The organism is Pseudonocardia sp. (genome assembly GCF_035305885.1).
Classification (GTDB): domain Bacteria; phylum Actinomycetota; class Actinomycetes; order Mycobacteriales; family Pseudonocardiaceae; genus Pseudonocardia.
In genome coordinates, this window is record NZ_DATGOP010000037.1 from 16,598 (window position 1) to 31,864 (window position 15,267).

Here is a 15,267-nt window from a genome sequence, read left to right on the forward strand (position 1 = left end):
GGCCGCACGCTACCGTTGGGGCGAGCCATCCCCGACGTCGACGAGGTCATCCATGCCGAAGTCCAAGGTCCGGAAGAAGGCGGCCTACACCCCGCCCCCCAACCGCCCCGGCACCACCCCGGTGAAGGTGGCCGGCCCGACGCACCCCATCTACATCGGGGTGATGCTCGGCGTCATGCTCCTCGGGCTCGTGTGGCTAGTCGTGAACTACCTGGCCGGCGAGTCGATCTCCTTCATGGCGGCACTCGGCCCCTGGAACTTCGCGGTCGGCTTCTCACTGATCGTGATCGGGCTCCTGATGACCATGCGGTGGCGCTGACCAGCCTAAATACACCAATGTGAGTAGTCCCCAGTGTGGACAGGTGCTGTGGACAAGTCACTTTCCGTGATCAACACGCATGGGTGAGCACGCGCCGGCCGACGTCCGGGAGTGGAGCCCGGCGGCCGGTCTCGTCGTGCTCGCCTGGGTGGCGGCGGTCGGCGCGGCGGCCTGGTGCGCGGCGCTGTGGTGGAGCGGATCCGACCCCGCGGGCTGCCTGCTCGCCGGGGTGGCCGCGGTCGGCGCCGGCGTCGCGGCGCTGTTCGGCACCCGGGCGCGGCCCCGGCTGCGCGCCGACGCCGACGGGCTGACGGTCGGCGGCCTGTTCCGCACGCACCACCACCCGTGGCCGTTCGTCACCGACGTGCGCGTGCTGCGGGTGCGGCGGCTCGGGCGGGAGAGCTCGCTGCTCGAGGTCGACACGGTCGCCGCCGACGGCACCGAACGGCTGCTGGTGTTCGGCAGGCTCGACCTCGCGGCCGATCCCGAGGACGTCCTGCCGGAGCTGCGCGGCCTGCGGCCGTAGCCCACATGTCGCATCCGCCTACGCCGCGTACCAGCACGAACGCCCGATCGTGCGGTCGTGCCGGGGCTCGGCCCGGGCCTACCATCGACGGACCCGGCGAAGGGAGTCTGGATGGCGAGGCCTACGAGACTGCGGGGAACCGACGGCTGCACCTCCGGGTGCGGCTGCGAGACACCCGCCTGACCCGTCCTGACGAGCCACGGCGGGGCACCCTGACGAGGGTGCCCCGCCGTCGACGTTCCCGGGGGTACTACAGGCCGGTGGCCAGGATCAGCAGCACCAGCAGGACGGCGAGCCCACCGAGCACCCCGGCCTGCACCGCGTTGCGGTGGCGCTGGGGCGCGTAGACCAGCGCCACCGCGGCGGCCGCGCCGACCACCAGCCCGCCGAGGTGGCCCTGCCAGGAGATGCCCGGGATGGTGAAGCTGATGATGACGTTGATCGCGATGACGCCGAAGGCCTGACCCGCGGGCATCCGGAGCCTGCGGAGCACGACGACGAGCCCACCCATCAGCCCGAACACCGCCCCCGATGCGCCCGCGACCTGCTGGTCGGGGGCGTTGAGGAGCATCACCGCGGTGGCGCCGCCGAGCATGGACACGAAGTACAGGGCGAGGAACCGGGCCCGCCCGAGCACGATCTCCAGGTCCCTGCCCAACATCCACAGCGCCAGCATGTTCACCAGCAGGTGGATCGGGCCGACGTGCAGGAAGCCCGACGTGAGCACCCGCCACCACTCGCCCTCGTGCACGAAGCCGGGCACCAGCGACAGCTGGCGGAACAGCCGGGACAGCGAGTTGTAGACGGGGTTGCCCGCCTGGACCGCCGTGAGGAGGTAGACCAGGACGTTGAGCCCGATCAGCACGGGCACCGCCAGCGAGCGGCCGCCCGCCTGGGCGCCGGCCACCGTGGTGCCCCGCCGGACGGTGCGCTGCCCCTCGCCGACGCAGTCGACGCACTGGTAACCCACCGCGGCCTCGCGGAGGCACTCGGGGCAGGCCGGCCGGCCGCATCGCGTGCAGCCGATGTAGGTGGCGCGGTCCGGATGCCGAACGCACACGGCAGGGGGGCCGTAGGGGGTGCCACCGGGCTGGTACGGCGGCGGCTGGTACGGCGGCGGTCCGGCGGGATAGGTCATCTCATGCCAGTCCGCGGGTCAGGCGGAGACGTCGATGTGCTCGATGACGACGTCGGTCAGCGGCCGGTCGGACCGGTCGGTCGGCGTCGCCGCGATGGCGTCGACGACGGCCCGCGACTCGGCGTCCGCCACCTCACCGAAGATCGTGTGCTTGCGGTTGAGCCAGTCGGGCGTGGACACGGTGATGAAGAACTGCGACCCGTTGGTGCCGGGGCCCGCGTTGGCCATCGCCAGCAGGTACGGGCGGTCGAACCGCAGCTCGGGGTGGAACTCGTCGCCGAACTGGTAGCCGGGCCCGCCGCGGCCGGTGCCGGTCGGGTCGCCGCCCTGGATCATGAACCCGCTGATGACCCGGTGGAAGATCGAGCCGTCGTAGAACGGGCCGGACGTCCCGCCCTTCGCGTTCGGCTGGCTGTAGGGCTTCTCCCCCGTCGCCAGCCCGACGAAGTTCGCCACGGTCTTCGGGGCGTGGTCCGGGAAGAGATTGATCCGGATGTCGCCCAGGGTCGTCCGGAGCGTCGCGGTCTGCTTGCCTGCTTCCGTCACCCCCCTATCGTGCCAGCCCGGCTCCGGGCGCGTCCGCCCAGCGTCAGCGCAGCACCTCCTCCAGGAAGGAGGCGACGGCGCGTTCGTAGGCGGTCGGGTCGGCGTTCCACGACGCGGTGTGCTCGACCACGGGCACCTCGAGGTAGCGCAGCGGCCAGTCGAGCGACGGCGCCGCCTCGACGAGCGCCCGGCTGGCCGTGACCGGGACGGCGGTGTCGCCGGTGCTGTGGACGACGAGCGTGGGCGGCCGCACCGAGGGCGGGTTGCGGCGCAGGTCGAAGCGCTCGAAGTCGATCCCGATCCGGCGGCTGGTCACCGCGCTCGCGAGCGGCGACAGCAGCGGGGGCAGCCGCCGGTTGCGCGCCTGCTGGCGCAGGGTGGCCCGCCAGTCGACCAGCGGGGCGTCCCAGACGACGGCCGCGACGCGGGACGCCTCGGTCGAGCGGTCGAGGAACGCCCCGGTGATCGCGCCGCCCATGGACCAGCCGTACAGCACGATCCGCCGGGCCCCGCGCTCGACCGCGAACCGGACCGCGGCCTCGACGTCCTCCCACTCGGTGTCACCGAGGTGGTAGAAGCCGTCCGGGCTGGGCGGGGCGCCCACGTCGTTCCGATAGGTGATCACCAGCTGGGGGAGCCCGAGCGCGTGGATGGCCGGGAGGATCCGCAGCGCCTCGCGCCGGGCCCCGCCCCGGCCGTGCACGAGGACGACCCAGGTGTCCCCGTCCGCGGGCACGAGCCACGCGGGGTAGCGCCCGAGCGGGCCGGGCACGTCGACCTCGGAGAACTCGAGCCCGCGCGCGGAGGGATCGGGGTCGTACGGCCCGGCGTCGAGCACCGCGGCGGTGGCCGGCTCGGGGCGGTCGCCGCCGAGCAACGGCCGCACCACCTCGCGGCGGTCCTGCGCGGCGGGCGGCCCCAGCACCGCGAGCCCGTCGGCCCCGCGGTCGGTCGCCCACCGCAGCCCCCAGATCCCCGGCTGCGCCGTGAGCCGACTCGCCGCCAGCGTGACCTCGCCGTCGGACACGGCGAGCACGCGCTCCGGGAACACCGGGCGGATGGACGTGTCGAGCAGGACCGAGGAGTAGAACCAGCCGAGCCCCGCCGCACCGGCCCCGACGCTCGCGCCGACCCCGAGCCCGATGCCGACCCCGGCCCCCACGCGCCTTCGCAGCATCACGCCGTCGATGATGCCGGGCGGCGCGAGCGCTGCGCAGCCGCGCACCCCCACCCCACCCGGTGACGGGCCCCCACCTGCGGTTCCGTCCGCCACCGCTTCGGGTGAACCGATCACCACGAGCGGTTGACCACCGACAACCGCCTCTCCCCCGCCTTCGTTGTGCCCGCGAGATCAGCGTCGTCCCCGACGAGGGAAGGGATAGTCGATGAGCAGCCTTGCCCGGCGCGCCCTGCGCGCCACCGCTGCTGTGGCCGGTATCGCCGCGGGCGTCGGGCTCGCCGGTCCGGCGTTCGCCGCCCCCGAGGCCCCCGAGCGCCCCTCCAGCGACGAGTCCGCCCCCGCGCCGGCGCCGCAGGAGCGGCCCGCACCGGCCGTCGTCGGTGACGGCGCGCCGGAGACCTCGAGCCTGCCCGAGCTGCCCCAGCTGTTCACGATCCGCGACACCGGCGTCTACACCGCCGGCCCGGGGACGCCGCAGCTGCCCGCGGCGCAGGACCTGCCCGAGGCCCTGCCCAGCCCGGACGGGGTCGTCAACCTCGGCGAGGACGACCCGACCCGCAACACCGACGTCAACTTCCGGACCGCCGCCCCGCAGGGCGGCAGCGCGATGCAGGAGCTCGACACCGCGTCGGTGTTCGGCGACCTCCCCGACCGGGTCCTGGGCGCGACCGCGAACAACGACATCCGCTGACGAGGTCGGCGGTCGGGCCGCCTTACCTCCGGCGTCATCGACCCCGCGACCACTCCCGGCCGAGGGTTGATCCCGACAACTCGGACGCCAGGAGGATCGCCATGACCGCCACCACGCTCACCCGCCTCACCGACGTCCGCGACGGCGGCAGGCTGCTGCGCTTCGCCCTGCGCATCGACGCCGCCGGTTCGGGGGCGCTGGGCCTGCTCGGCCTCGCGGCCGCGGCCCCGCTCGCCGACCTCACCGGCATGACGGCGGGCGAGCTGGTCGGGACCGGCGCGTTCCTCGTCGGCTACGCGCTCGTCCTGGTGCTCCTCGCCGCGCGCCCGGTGATCCCGCGGGCGGGCGCCTGGACGGTCGTCGTCGGCAACACCCTCTGGGTGCTCGGCAGCGTCGGCGCCGTCGTGGCGGGCCGGGACGCGCTCACCGCGTTCGGGGTGGCGCTCGTGCTCGTGCAGGCCGCCGCCGTCGCGGTGTTCGTCGAACTGCAGTGGCTCGGCCTGCGCCGGGCCCGCTGACCGCGCCCCGGTCGAGCGCGCCGGGCCACGTCGCCGGCGCGCTCGGGAGCGGCGCTCAGGTCCGCGGGCTGATCTCGCTCATCTTCGACCAGCCCTCGCCGGGGGCGCCCTGGATGCTCACGATGTCCGGGGTCGTGGCCACCACGTCCGGCGCCCAGCTGATGAACTCCTTGAAGTGGTCCGACCCGACGTGGGCCGCGGCCGCGTCGTCCTGGAACGCCTCGACCACGACGAACTGGTTCGGGTCGTCGACGCTGCGGTACCACTCGAAGAAGATGTTGCCCGGCTCGGCCCGGGTGGCCTCGGTGAAGCCGGACACCCGGTCCAGCCACTGGTCGGCGTGCTCGGGCCGGATCGTGAACTTGACGACGATGAAGATCATGAGGTCTCCGTTGGCCTAGTAGTGCTTGCGCAGCACCATGAGCGAGCGGGCTGTGATGCGGAGCCTGCCACCCGGGCGCGCATCCCGCTCCCGTCTGCGGGCGCGCGCCAGCAGCGGATCGGCCGTGTCGAGGACGATCGACCAGATCCGCCCGTAGGCCTCACCGGGCATCGTGAACGGAACCGCCTGGTGGTGGGCGTTGAACAGCAGCAGGAACGAATCGTCGACGACCCGGCGGCCGATCTCGTCGCGCTCGGGGATGCCCTCACCGTTCAGGTAGATGGCCAACGATCGGGCGAACCCGGTGTTCCAGTCCTCCTCGCTCATCGGCTGCCCGTCGGGCCGGAGCCAGGCGATGTCCTCGATGCTCGAGCCGCGGATCGGGCGGCCCTGGAAGAACCGGCGCCTGCGGAACACCGGGTGATCGCGGCGCAGCGCCGCCACCTTGGCGACGAACTCGGTGAGCACCGAGTTCTCCCGCGCCGCGGCCCAGTCCACCCACGCCAGCTCGTTGTCCTGGCAGTACACGTTGTTGTGGCCGTGCTGGGTGCGGCCGAGCTCGTCGCCGTGCGACAGCATCGGGACCCCCTGCGACAGCAGCAGCGTCGCGATGAAGTTGCGCTTCTGCCGCTCCCGCAGCGCGTGGATCGCGCCGTCCTCGGTGGGGCCCTCGACGCCGTGGTTCCACGACCGGTTGTGGCTTTCCCCGTCGCGGTTGTCCTCGCCGTTGGCATCGTTGTGCTTCTCGTTGTAGGAGACGAGGTCGTTCAGGGTGAAGCCGTCGTGGGCGGTGACGAAGTTGATCGACGCGATCGGGCGGCGGTTGTCCTTCTCGTACAGGTCCGACGAGCCGGTGAAGCGCGAGGCGAACTCGCCGAGGCTCGCCGGCTCGCCCCGCCAGAAGTCCCGGACGGTGTCGCGGTACTTGCCGTTCCACTCGGTCCACAGCGACGGGAAGCCGCCCACCTGGTAGCCGCCCTCGCCCACGTCCCACGGCTCGGCGATCAGCTTGACCTGGCTGACCACCGGGTCCTGGTTGACCAGGTCGAAGAACGCGGCGAGCCGGTCGACCGCGTGGAACTCCCTGGCCAGCGCCGAGGCGAGGTCGAAGCGGAAGCCGTCGACGTGCATCTCGAGCACCCAGTACCGCAGCGAGTCCATGATCAACCGCAGGGACTCGTGCGCGCGGACGTTGAGGCTGTTCCCGGTGCCGGTGGTGTCGTAGTAGAACTCCGGCTGGTCGGGCACCACCCGGTAGTAGTTGAGGTTGTCGATGCCGCGGAACGACAGCGTCGGGCCGAGGTGGTTGCCCTCGGCGGTGTGGTTGTAGACCACGTCGAGGATGACCTCGATCCCCGCCCGGTGCAGCTGCTTGACCATCGTCTTGAACTCCTGCACCTGCTCGCCGCGGGTGCCGAAGGACGCGTAGTCGTTGTGCGGGGCGAAGAAGCCGATGGTGTTGTAGCCCCAGTAGTTGCGCAGGCCGCGCTGCTCCAGCGCGTGGTCGTGCACGAACTGGTGCACCGGCATGAGCTCGACCGCGGTGACGCCCAGGTCCTTCAGGTGCTTGATCACCACCGGGTGGACGAGCCCCGAGTACGTCCCCCTGACCTCCTCGGGGATGTCCGGGTGCGTCATCGTCATGCCCTTGACGTGCGCCTCGTAGATCACCGTCTCGTGGTAGGGGATGCGCAGCGTGCGGTCCCCCGTCCAGTCGAAGAACGGGTTCACCACCACCGACCGCGGCATGTACGGCGCCGAGTCGGTGGTGTTGAGCGAGCGCGGGTCCCCGAACCGGTAGCCGAAGACGGCCTCGTTCCAGCGCACGTGCCCGTCGATGGCCTTGGAGTACGGGTCCAGCAGCAGCTTCGCCGGGTTGCAGCGCAGCCCGGCCTCCGGCTCGTACGGCCCGTGCACGCGGAACCCGTAGCGCTGTCCCGGCCGCACGCGCGGCAGGTAGCCGTGCCAGATGAGAGCCTCGCGTTCGGGCAGGTCGACCCGGGTCTCCCGATCGTTCTCGTCGAACAGACACAGTTCGACGCGCTCCGCGACCTCGGAGAACAGTGCGAAGTTCGTGCCGCCACCGTCGTAGTTGGCGCCCAGTGGATAGGGCGAACCGGGCCAGACCTCCACCAGCGTCCCCCGTCCGGGTTCCGGTGCGGGCTCAGCGCAGCGCCGCGGCCAGCGCGGCGAGCCGGGGGAGCTGGTCTGCGACCTGGCCCTCGTCGAAGTTCCACAAGACCTCGGTGACGCCGATCCGCTCCAGCCGCGGAAGGGCTTCGGCGATCTGCTCCGGCGAGCCGGTCGGCGACGCGCCGTCGGACGTGGGCTCGGCCGCTGGGAACTGGTTGACCCGCACGACCACCGGGAGCGCCTCCGGGTCGCGGCCCGCCTCGGCGGCCGCGGCGCGGAAGGCCTGCACCGCGCCCTCGAGGGCGTCCCAGCCGATCCACACGGGGTTGAGCCCCAGCCCGAGCTGCGCCGCCCGCCGGATCCCCGCGGGTGACGCGGCGCCGGCGAGGATCGGCACCCCGCCCTCGCGCACGGGCTTCGGCCCGACCTTCGACGGCTGGATGCGGTAGTAGCGGCCCTCGAAGGTGACGGGGTCCGGCCCCCACACCGCGCGGAACGCCTCGACGAACTCGCTGAACCGGGGCCCGCGAGCGCGCAGCGGCACGCCGGCGGCCTCGAACTCCTCCGGCATCCACCCCTGCCCCAGGCCGGCGACGACGCGGCCGCCGGAGAGCCGGTCGAGCGTGGCGAAGCGGCGCGCGAGATCGGCGGGGTTGTGCAGCAGGGCGACCACGATGCTGGTGCCGAGCGTGATCCGGCTCGTGCGTGCCGCGGCGAACGCCAGCACCTCGAGCGGGGAGAACACCGAGTCGTACGCCGCGGGCAGCGGCACGACCTCCCCGTTCATCCGCGCACCCCCGGTGGGCGCCAGCAGGCGTTCGAACGTCCACACCGAGTCGAGGCCGACGCGTTCGGCCGTCTCGGCGACCTCGCCGATCGTGTCGGGACCTGCCGCCGGACCGGTGGTGGGGAGGGCGATGCCGAGCTTCACATGCGCGACAGTAGCCGGGAAACGCCCACCGGGACGCGTGGTATACCAGGCTGATGGAGCACGACGAGGCGGTGCTGCCGCCGCTGGGCCGCTCGACCACGCGTTCGGACCTGGTGGCCGCCTCGATCAAGTCCGCCATCCTCTCGGGCAGGCTGCGGCCGGACGAGGTGCTCGTCGAGCGCCGGATCGCCGACCAGCTCGGCGTGTCCAAGACCCCCGTCCGCGAGGCGCTCATCGCGCTGACCTCGTCCGGCCTGCTCACCGTCACCCGCAACCGCGGCGTCGCCGTGCGCCGGCTGGGCCCGGAGGACGTGCTGCACGTCTACGAGATGCGGATGCTCATCGAGCCGTGGGCGGCCGCCCAGGTGGCCGCGGCCGGCACGTTCGACGCCCTCGAGGCGCGCCGGGCCCTCGACGAGGCGGCCCGGTTCGTCGAGGCCGACGACCACGCGGGGCTGAGCCTGGCCAACCGCCGGTTCCACCGCTGCATCTACTCCACGTGCGCCAACGAGCTGGTCGTCCGGTCGCTCGACGACCTGCAGGACCTCACCGCGCTCGGCACCGTGAGCCTGCTGTGGGAGCGGTGGCCGACCTGGCGCGCCGAGTTCGACGAGCACCACGAGATCCTCGCCGCGGTGCAGGAGCGCCGCGCCGCCGACGTGGAGGAGCTGGTGCGGGGTCACATCCAGCGCTCCATCACGAGGTTGCGCGACCAGCAGGCCCGCGCGGCGGCGGGCTGACCGGCGGCTACCGGCCGCGGGCGCGGTACTCGGCGAGCGTCGCCTCGTCCGGCGGGTAGGTGCCGCGCAGCGGGGCGCCGCTCTCGATCTTCTCCAGCACGAATTCCTCGAGCCGCTCCTGCTCCACGGCCGCGGCGGCCACCTCGGCCGCGAGGTGGCGGGGGATGCAGACGACGCCGTCCCGGTCGCCGACCATGATGTCGCCCGGGTAGACCGGCACCTCCGCGCACCCGATCGGCACGTTGATGTCCACCGCGTGGTGCTGGGCGAGGTTCGTGGTGGCCGCGGCGCCCGCCGCGAACGACGGCAGCGGCAGCTCGGCGAACCCCTCGCTGTCACGCACCGACCCGTCGGTGACGAACCCCGCCACGCCGCGGCGCAGCAGACGGGTGGCGAGGATGTGGCCGAGCGACGCGGCGCGCGTCTGGCCCCTGGCGTCGACGACGAGCACCGACCCGGGCGGCGCCGTCTCCACGGCCTTGCGCTGCGGGTGGTCGTAGTCCTGGAAGACCGAGAGCTGGTCCAGGTCCTCGCGGGACGGGATGCAGCGCAGGGTGAACGCCTCGCCCACCATCCGCGTCTGCGCCGGGTTCAGCGGCCGCAGGCCGTGCAGGAACGTGTTGCGCAGCCCGCGCGCCATCAGCTGGGTGGTCACCGTCGCGGTGCTGACGGTGCGCAGCGCCGCGAGCGTCCCCGCGTCCACGGTGTCGGTCGTCATGGCCCTCCTCATCGGGCGACCTGGATGGTATATCAGTACACCAAGCGGCCGGTTCACTCGACGACGAGGAGAACACCATGACCGAGCGGCCGGGAGCGGTTGCCCCTCCGGCGGAGAACTTCCTGGCCTACCTCAAGGCGTTCGGGCCCGGGATCGTGGTGGCGCTGAGCTGGGTCGGCACCGGCGATCTGATCGACAACTCGGTCGCGGGCGGCAACTACGGCTACGCCCTGCTGTGGGTGATGCCGCTGTCGCTGGTGTTCCGCTTCGTGTTCGTCAACGCGCTCGGCAAGTACCCGCTCTACAACGTGCAGCAGGACCCGAGCATCGTGCGCGGCATCGCCCGGACCCACCCCGCCCTGGGCTGGCTGATGCTCGTGTCGTTCGTGCTCTACACGCACATCCTGCTCGCGTTCACCCTGAGCGGGGTCGGCGTGTCGCTGGAGGGGCTGTTCGGCGGGTTGCCCGCGTTCTGGTGGTCGGTGATCGGGGCGGTGTCGGTCTTCGCCGTCACGCTGAAGGGCGCCTACCGGCTGATCGAGCGCACCTTCAAGGTCGTGCTGGCGGTGATGACGCTGACGTTCGTGGTCGGCATCGCGCTCGTCGGCATCAGCTGGGGCGAGCTGGTCGAGGGCTTCGCGTTCGAGCTGCCGCCGCAGCAGGGCCTCTTCGACTCCGGGCTCGTCGCCTCGAGCCTGGTGCTCGCCACGCTCGGCTCGATGGCCAACCTCTTCTACCCCGAGTTCCTGCGCGAGAAGGGCTGGATCACGCCGGCCCACCGCCGCGTCCAGCAGTACGACCTGCTGTTCGGCACGGTCGTCGTGCTGTTCCTCGGGGTCGCGGTGTGGGCGATGGGGGCCGAGGTGCTCCACGGCGGGCAGGGCGTGAGCGAGGCCGCCGACATCGCGGGCGCGCTCGGCGCCGCGGTCGGGCCCGTCGGTCCGTACATCTTCTACCTCGGCCTGCTCGGGGCCGCGTGGACGACGGTGGCGGGCTCGCTGTTCGCGCTGTCGAAGATGGTGGTCGAGGCGCTGCACGTGGTCCGCCCCGGCCGGGCGGAGCGGTACGGGGGCAGCCGCACCGCCGACCCGACCTACCGCTGGATGATCGTGTGGGGCCTGCTCGCCGTGGTCTGGTCGCTGCCGCAGGCGCCCGGCTTCGTCGTGCTCGTGGTGGTCTCCCACGTGCTGACCTCGCCGTTCCTGCTGCTGATCGTGATCGCGCTGATCGTGATGCTCAACCGGCGCGACATCATGGGCGGCCACACCAACAGCTGGAGGGAGAACGTGGGGCTCGGGCTCGTCGCCGCGTTCGTCGCGGTCGCGGCCGTGCAGGGGATCGGCGAGGCTGTGGGCGAGCTGTTCGCGTGACCGGAGGGAAGGGCGTGACGACCGTCGCCGCAGCCGTGGCCGACCTGCTCGCCGATGCGGGCGCTCAGCGCTGCTACACCGTGCCCGGGGAGTCGTTCCTCGGCCTGATCGACGAGGTGGACCGGCACCCGGGCCTCCAATTGGTGTCGGTTCGACACGAATCCGGGGCGGCGTTCATGGCCGACGCCGACGCACGCCTGACCGGCGTGCCGGCGGTCGCCATGGCGAGCCGGGGTCCCGGCTCGTCCAACCTGGCGATCGGCGTGCACACCGCGTACCAGGACTCCACGCCGATGGTCGTGCTGCTCGGCCAGGTCGACTCGCAGCTGCGCGGCCGCGAGGCGTTCCAGGAGGTGGACCTCGCCGCGTTCTACCGGCCGGTCACCAAGTGGGCGGTGGAGGCCGAGCGCGCCGAGGACGTCCCCCGGCTGGTGGCCGAGGGCTGGCGGATCGCGACGTCCGGCCGTCCGGGCCCGGTGGCGATCGCGATCCCGAGCGATTTCGTGACGGCCGAGGCCCCGTTGCGGGACGGGCGTCTTCCCGCAGCGGGGTCGCAGGGAGGTGGCCATCCCGCAACGGCGGTCGAGGAGCTCGCCGCCCGCCTGCTGGCCGCACAGCGGCCGGTCGCCGTCGCCGGGGAGGGCGCCCGCCCCGCCCGCGAGCTGCTCGTCGGGGTGGCCGAACGCTTCGGCATCGGCGTCTGCACCGCGTTCCGCCGCCAGGAGGCCTTCCCGGTCGACCACCCGAACTTCCTCGGCCACCTCGGGCTCGCCACCCCGGACGCCACCGTGGACGCCGTGGCGGGCGCCGACCTGCTGCTCGTCGTCGGCACCCGCCTCGACGAGGTCACCACTCAGCGCTACCGGCTCCCCGCGGCCGGCACCGAGGTCGTCCCGATCGGCCGGTACGGCCCCGGCGGGATCGACGCCGACCCGGCCGACGTGCTGGCCGCGCTCGCGCGCCGCGACGGGCCGGCGCGGCCGCTCGACTGGGCGGAGGTGCACGCGGCGGTCGACGCCTGGTCGGCCCACCCGGCGGTGGAGGCCGAGGCGGGCGTGCACCCGGCCGCGGTGATCGCCGCCCTGCACCGGCAGCTGCCTGCGGACGGGATCGTCACCAACGACGCGGGCAACTTCGCCGCGTTCCTGCACCGCTACTGGCGCTTCCCGCCGACCACCACCCAGCTCGCGCCCGCGAACGGCGCCATGGGCTACGCGGTGCCCGCGGCGGTGGCGGCCGCCGTGGCCGCGCCCGGGCGCACCGCGGTGGCCGTGGTCGGCGACGGCGGCGTCCTGATGACCGGGCAGGAGATCGAGACGGCGGTGCGGCTCGGCGCGCCGGTGGTCGTCCTCGTGCTGCAGAACGGGATGTACGGCACGATCGCCATGCACCAGGCCCGCGACCTCGGTCGGACCTCGGGGGTGGACATCGGCCCGGTCGACCTCGTGCGGTGGGCCGAGGGCCTGGGCGCCGCCGCCTACGGGGTGAGCGAGCCGGGCGAGTTGGACGAGGCGCTGCGCCGGGCCGTGACCGGCAGGCGCCCCGCGGTGGTGGCGGTCCGCACCGACCCGGATGTCATCTCGCCGACGGCCACGCTCGGCGGCCTGCTCGAGCGGGTGCCGGCATGAGGCCGGAGGACCTGCGCAGCCACCGCTGGTTCGGCGTCGACGACCTGCGCTCGTTCGGGCACCGGTCCCGGGCCCAGCAGATGGGCTACGACGCCGAGGAGTACACCGGGCGGCCGGTGATCGGCATCCTCAACACCTGGAGCGAGCTCAACCCCTGCCACCGGCACTTCCGCGACCGCGCCGAGGAGGTCAAGCGCGGCGTGTGGCAGGCGGGCGGGTTCCCGGTGGAGCTGCCCGCGATGTCGCTGTCGGAGCCGTTCCAGAAGCCGACCACGATGCTCTACCGCAACATGCTCGCGATGGAGGTCGAGGAGCTGCTGCGCTCCCACCCCGTCGACGGCGCCGTGCTCATGGGTGGCTGCGACAAGACCACACCCGGCCTCGTCATGGGCGCGACGAGCATGGGGCTGCCGTTCGTGTTCCTCCCGGCCGGGCCGATGCTGCCCGGCCGCTGGGGCACGGAGGTGCTCGGCAGCGGCTCGGACACGTGGAAGTACTGGGACCGCAGGCGCGCCGGGACGATCACCGACGAGGAGTGGCGCGCCATCGAGGGCGGCATCGCCCGCTCCCCCGGCCACTGCATGACGATGGGCACCGCCAGCACGATGACGGCCGCCGCCGAGGCGCTGGGGCTGACGCTGCCCGGCGCGTCGTCGGTGCCCGCGGCGTTCTCCGGCCACGCCCGGATGGCGGTGGCGGCCGGGCGCCGGATCGTGCAGATGGTGTGGGAGGACCTGCGCCCCGATGTGGTCCTCACCCGGGCCGCCTTCCTCAACGCCGTCACGGTGGTGATGGCGCTGGGCGGGTCGACGAACGCGGTCATCCACCTCGTCGCGATGGCAGGGCGCGCGGGCGTGCCCCTGTCGCTCGACGACTTCGAGGCCGTGTCCCGGCGGACCCCGGTGCTCGCGAACATCCGCCCCTCCGGGGCGTACCTGATGGCCGACTTCCACGACGCGGGCGGCCTGCGCGCGCTGATGGCCGAGCTGGGCGACCTGCTCGACCTCGACGCCCGCACCGTGGCCGGCACGACCGTGGGCGAGAACGTCGCCGGCGCCGTGGTGCACGACCCGGACGTGATCCGCGCCCGGGACCGCGCGCTCGCCCCCGAAGGTGCGCTCGCCGTGCTGCGCGGCAGCCTCGCGCCCGACGGGTGCGTGCTCAAGACGTCGGCGGCGAGCCCGCACCTGATGCAGCACACCGGCCGCGCCGTGGTGTTCGACGACTACGACGACCTCGCCGCCCGCATCGACTCCGACGACCTCGACGTCGACGCCGACTCGGTGCTGGTGCTGCGGGGCGCGGGCCCGATCGGCGGCCCCGGCATGCCCGAGTGGGGCCAGCTGCCGATCCCGAGGAAGCTGCTGCGCGCCGGGGTGACCGACATGGTCCGCATCTCCGACGCGCGCATGAGCGGCACGAGCTACGGCACGTGCGTGCTGCACGTCGCCCCCGAGTCGGCGGTGGGCGGGCCGCTCGCGCTCGTCCGCGACGGCGACCTCGTGCGCCTCGACGTGCCCGGTCGCCGGCTCGACCTGCTCGTCCCCGACGACGAGCTCACCGCCCGTCGACGGGCGTGGCAACCGCCGGCCCCGGCGCCGGAACGCGGCTACGGAGCGCTGTTCGCCCGGCACGTCACCCAGGCCGACCAGGGCTGCGATTTCGATTTCCTGGGCGGGTCGGGCGCACCCGAGCCGGTGATCCACTGATCATCGGGCGCGTGGGCGGGTGGGCGCCGGTGCCGACCGGCGAGTCGCAGGCGCGGGTGTGGGGCACCGGGGAGCTCGTGGCGAAGCGGGCGGGGCCGGACGACGTCGCCGAGTTGCCCGCCGAGCGCCTGCGGATCGAGTGGCTGTCCGGCGCCGGTGTCCCCGGCCCGTCCGTCGTGGACCGGGCGGCGACCGACGACGGGGCGCGGCGTGGTGAACCCGACACTTCCTCGCCGAGGAGCAGCGGGGCAGGCCCCCCGAGCCGCTTCTCGAGCTGCACGCCCAGCTGGACGAGCGGTCGAGTACGGGCTGTGCCGCTGGGTCCGTTCCCCCTGGTGGAGACGAGGGGAATCGAACCCCTAACCCCCGCCTTGCAAATGTGGAGCGGCGTATTGGAAGTGAGGCACGCCGCAGCTCAGCTGTGGTTCTACCTTGCCGACGCTGACCGTCGTTCGCCGCGGCACGTGGCACGTGTGTGGCACGGTGGCTGCGCCCGTGCAGGACGAGCCACCGCCCGCCACGACGCCCTCAACCGTATGTTCGCACAGCGAGGTAGAGGCCCACGAGCACGATGAGCGCGACCATGAGCCGAACGAACGGCGCCCAGCGATCATCGAATAGGGCTCGCCACAAGGCCGCAAGTAGTTGCGACACCCATCCGTTCGGAAACCTAGGGTCGTGCGGAGGCACGTCAGGCGTCATACTCGCCATGTCGGGGACGCCCTTTCTCGGACTTAG

15 protein-coding genes are annotated in these 15,267 nt (G+C 73.0%); 8 read left to right on the plus strand and 7 right to left on the minus strand.

All coding sequences use genetic code 11. The annotated features are described in order from the left end of the window. The first annotated feature begins 52 nt into the window (after positions 1 to 52). Together crgA and VKZ81_RS07810 are read left to right on the plus strand one after the other, a co-directional pair. Positions 53 to 319 (plus strand): cell division protein CrgA, encoded by a 267-nt coding sequence (gene crgA, locus VKZ81_RS07805; protein WP_324240768.1) that lies wholly within the window; start codon positions 53 to 55, stop codon positions 317 to 319. 79 nt (positions 320 to 398) lie between these two features. Next, positions 399 to 845, plus strand: a complete 447-nt coding sequence (locus VKZ81_RS07810) for a PH domain-containing protein (protein ID WP_324240769.1) — start codon at positions 399 to 401, stop codon at positions 843 to 845. 250 nt (positions 846 to 1,095) lie between these two features. Here VKZ81_RS07810 and VKZ81_RS07815 read toward each other — a convergent pair whose 3' ends face one another. The 3 genes from VKZ81_RS07815 to VKZ81_RS07825 form a co-directional block, all read right to left on the minus strand. Continuing rightward, positions 1,096 to 1,815, minus strand: coding sequence for a rhomboid family intramembrane serine protease (locus tag VKZ81_RS07815; RefSeq protein ID WP_324240770.1), 720 nt, complete (start codon positions 1,813 to 1,815; stop codon positions 1,096 to 1,098). A gap of 186 nt (positions 1,816 to 2,001) precedes the next feature. Beyond that, positions 2,002 to 2,529 carry a peptidylprolyl isomerase gene (locus tag VKZ81_RS07820; protein WP_324240771.1) on the minus strand — a complete coding sequence of 176 codons (528 nt, stop codon included), beginning with the start codon at positions 2,527 to 2,529 and terminating at the stop codon, positions 2,002 to 2,004. 43 nt (positions 2,530 to 2,572) lie between these two features. Continuing rightward, positions 2,573 to 3,706 (minus strand): alpha/beta hydrolase family protein, encoded by a 1,134-nt coding sequence (locus tag VKZ81_RS07825; protein WP_324240782.1) that lies wholly within the window; start codon positions 3,704 to 3,706, stop codon positions 2,573 to 2,575. Positions 3,707 to 3,914: 208 nt separating this feature from the next. Here VKZ81_RS07825 and VKZ81_RS07830 point away from each other — a divergent pair, with 208 nt between their 5' ends. Together VKZ81_RS07830 and VKZ81_RS07835 are read left to right on the plus strand one after the other, a co-directional pair. Further along, the gene (locus VKZ81_RS07830; RefSeq protein ID WP_324240772.1) at positions 3,915 to 4,400 is read left to right on the plus strand and encodes a hypothetical protein; all 486 of its coding nucleotides are present in this window, start codon (positions 3,915 to 3,917) and stop codon (positions 4,398 to 4,400) included. Between the two features lie 101 nt (positions 4,401 to 4,501). Beyond that, on the plus strand, positions 4,502 to 4,918 hold the full coding sequence (locus VKZ81_RS07835; protein WP_324240773.1) for a hypothetical protein: 417 nt from the start codon (positions 4,502 to 4,504) through the stop codon (positions 4,916 to 4,918). Between the two features lie 55 nt (positions 4,919 to 4,973). On the opposite strand, the gene VKZ81_RS07840 is transcribed toward VKZ81_RS07835, so the two are convergent. The 3 genes from VKZ81_RS07840 to VKZ81_RS07850 are packed head-to-tail and all read right to left on the minus strand — an operon-like array spanning position 4,974 to position 8,364. Beyond that, positions 4,974 to 5,300: a putative quinol monooxygenase gene (locus VKZ81_RS07840; protein WP_324240774.1), complete on the minus strand. Its 327-nt coding sequence runs from the start codon at positions 5,298 to 5,300 to the stop codon at positions 4,974 to 4,976. Positions 5,301 to 5,315: 15 nt separating this feature from the next. Beyond that, positions 5,316 to 7,433 carry a glycogen debranching protein GlgX gene (gene glgX / locus VKZ81_RS07845; protein WP_324240775.1) on the minus strand — a complete coding sequence of 706 codons (2,118 nt, stop codon included), beginning with the start codon at positions 7,431 to 7,433 and terminating at the stop codon, positions 5,316 to 5,318. A gap of 31 nt (positions 7,434 to 7,464) precedes the next feature. After that, positions 7,465 to 8,364 carry a TIGR03619 family F420-dependent LLM class oxidoreductase gene (locus VKZ81_RS07850; RefSeq protein ID WP_324240776.1) on the minus strand — a complete coding sequence of 300 codons (900 nt, stop codon included), beginning with the start codon at positions 8,362 to 8,364 and terminating at the stop codon, positions 7,465 to 7,467. A gap of 53 nt (positions 8,365 to 8,417) precedes the next feature. Between VKZ81_RS07850 and VKZ81_RS07855 the strand changes: the two genes are divergently transcribed. Then, entirely contained in the window at positions 8,418 to 9,104 is a 687-nt protein-coding gene (locus VKZ81_RS07855) for a GntR family transcriptional regulator (protein WP_324240777.1), read from the plus strand. A gap of 7 nt (positions 9,105 to 9,111) precedes the next feature. On the opposite strand, the gene VKZ81_RS07860 is transcribed toward VKZ81_RS07855, so the two are convergent. Further along, positions 9,112 to 9,822, minus strand: a complete 711-nt coding sequence (locus VKZ81_RS07860) for a ribonuclease activity regulator RraA (RefSeq protein ID WP_324240778.1) — start codon at positions 9,820 to 9,822, stop codon at positions 9,112 to 9,114. Positions 9,823 to 9,899: 77 nt separating this feature from the next. On the opposite strand from VKZ81_RS07860, the gene VKZ81_RS07865 reads away from it, so the two are divergent. Genes VKZ81_RS07865 through araD form a run of 3 tightly spaced genes read left to right on the plus strand, consistent with a single transcriptional unit; the run spans position 9,900 to position 14,529 of the window. Then, the gene (locus tag VKZ81_RS07865; RefSeq protein ID WP_324240779.1) at positions 9,900 to 11,192 is read left to right on the plus strand and encodes an Nramp family divalent metal transporter; all 1,293 of its coding nucleotides are present in this window, start codon (positions 9,900 to 9,902) and stop codon (positions 11,190 to 11,192) included. Continuing rightward, a complete protein-coding gene (locus VKZ81_RS07870) occupies positions 11,189 to 12,820 on the plus strand; it encodes a thiamine pyrophosphate-dependent enzyme (RefSeq protein WP_324240780.1) in 1,632 nt (543 codons plus the stop codon). Before VKZ81_RS07865 ends, VKZ81_RS07870 begins: the two co-directional genes overlap by 4 nt. Next, on the plus strand, positions 12,817 to 14,529 hold the full coding sequence (araD, locus tag VKZ81_RS07875; RefSeq protein ID WP_324240781.1) for an L-arabinonate dehydratase: 1,713 nt from the start codon (positions 12,817 to 12,819) through the stop codon (positions 14,527 to 14,529). The genes VKZ81_RS07870 and araD overlap by 4 nt, the downstream gene beginning before the upstream one ends. The last annotated feature ends 738 nt before the right edge of the window (positions 14,530 to 15,267 follow it).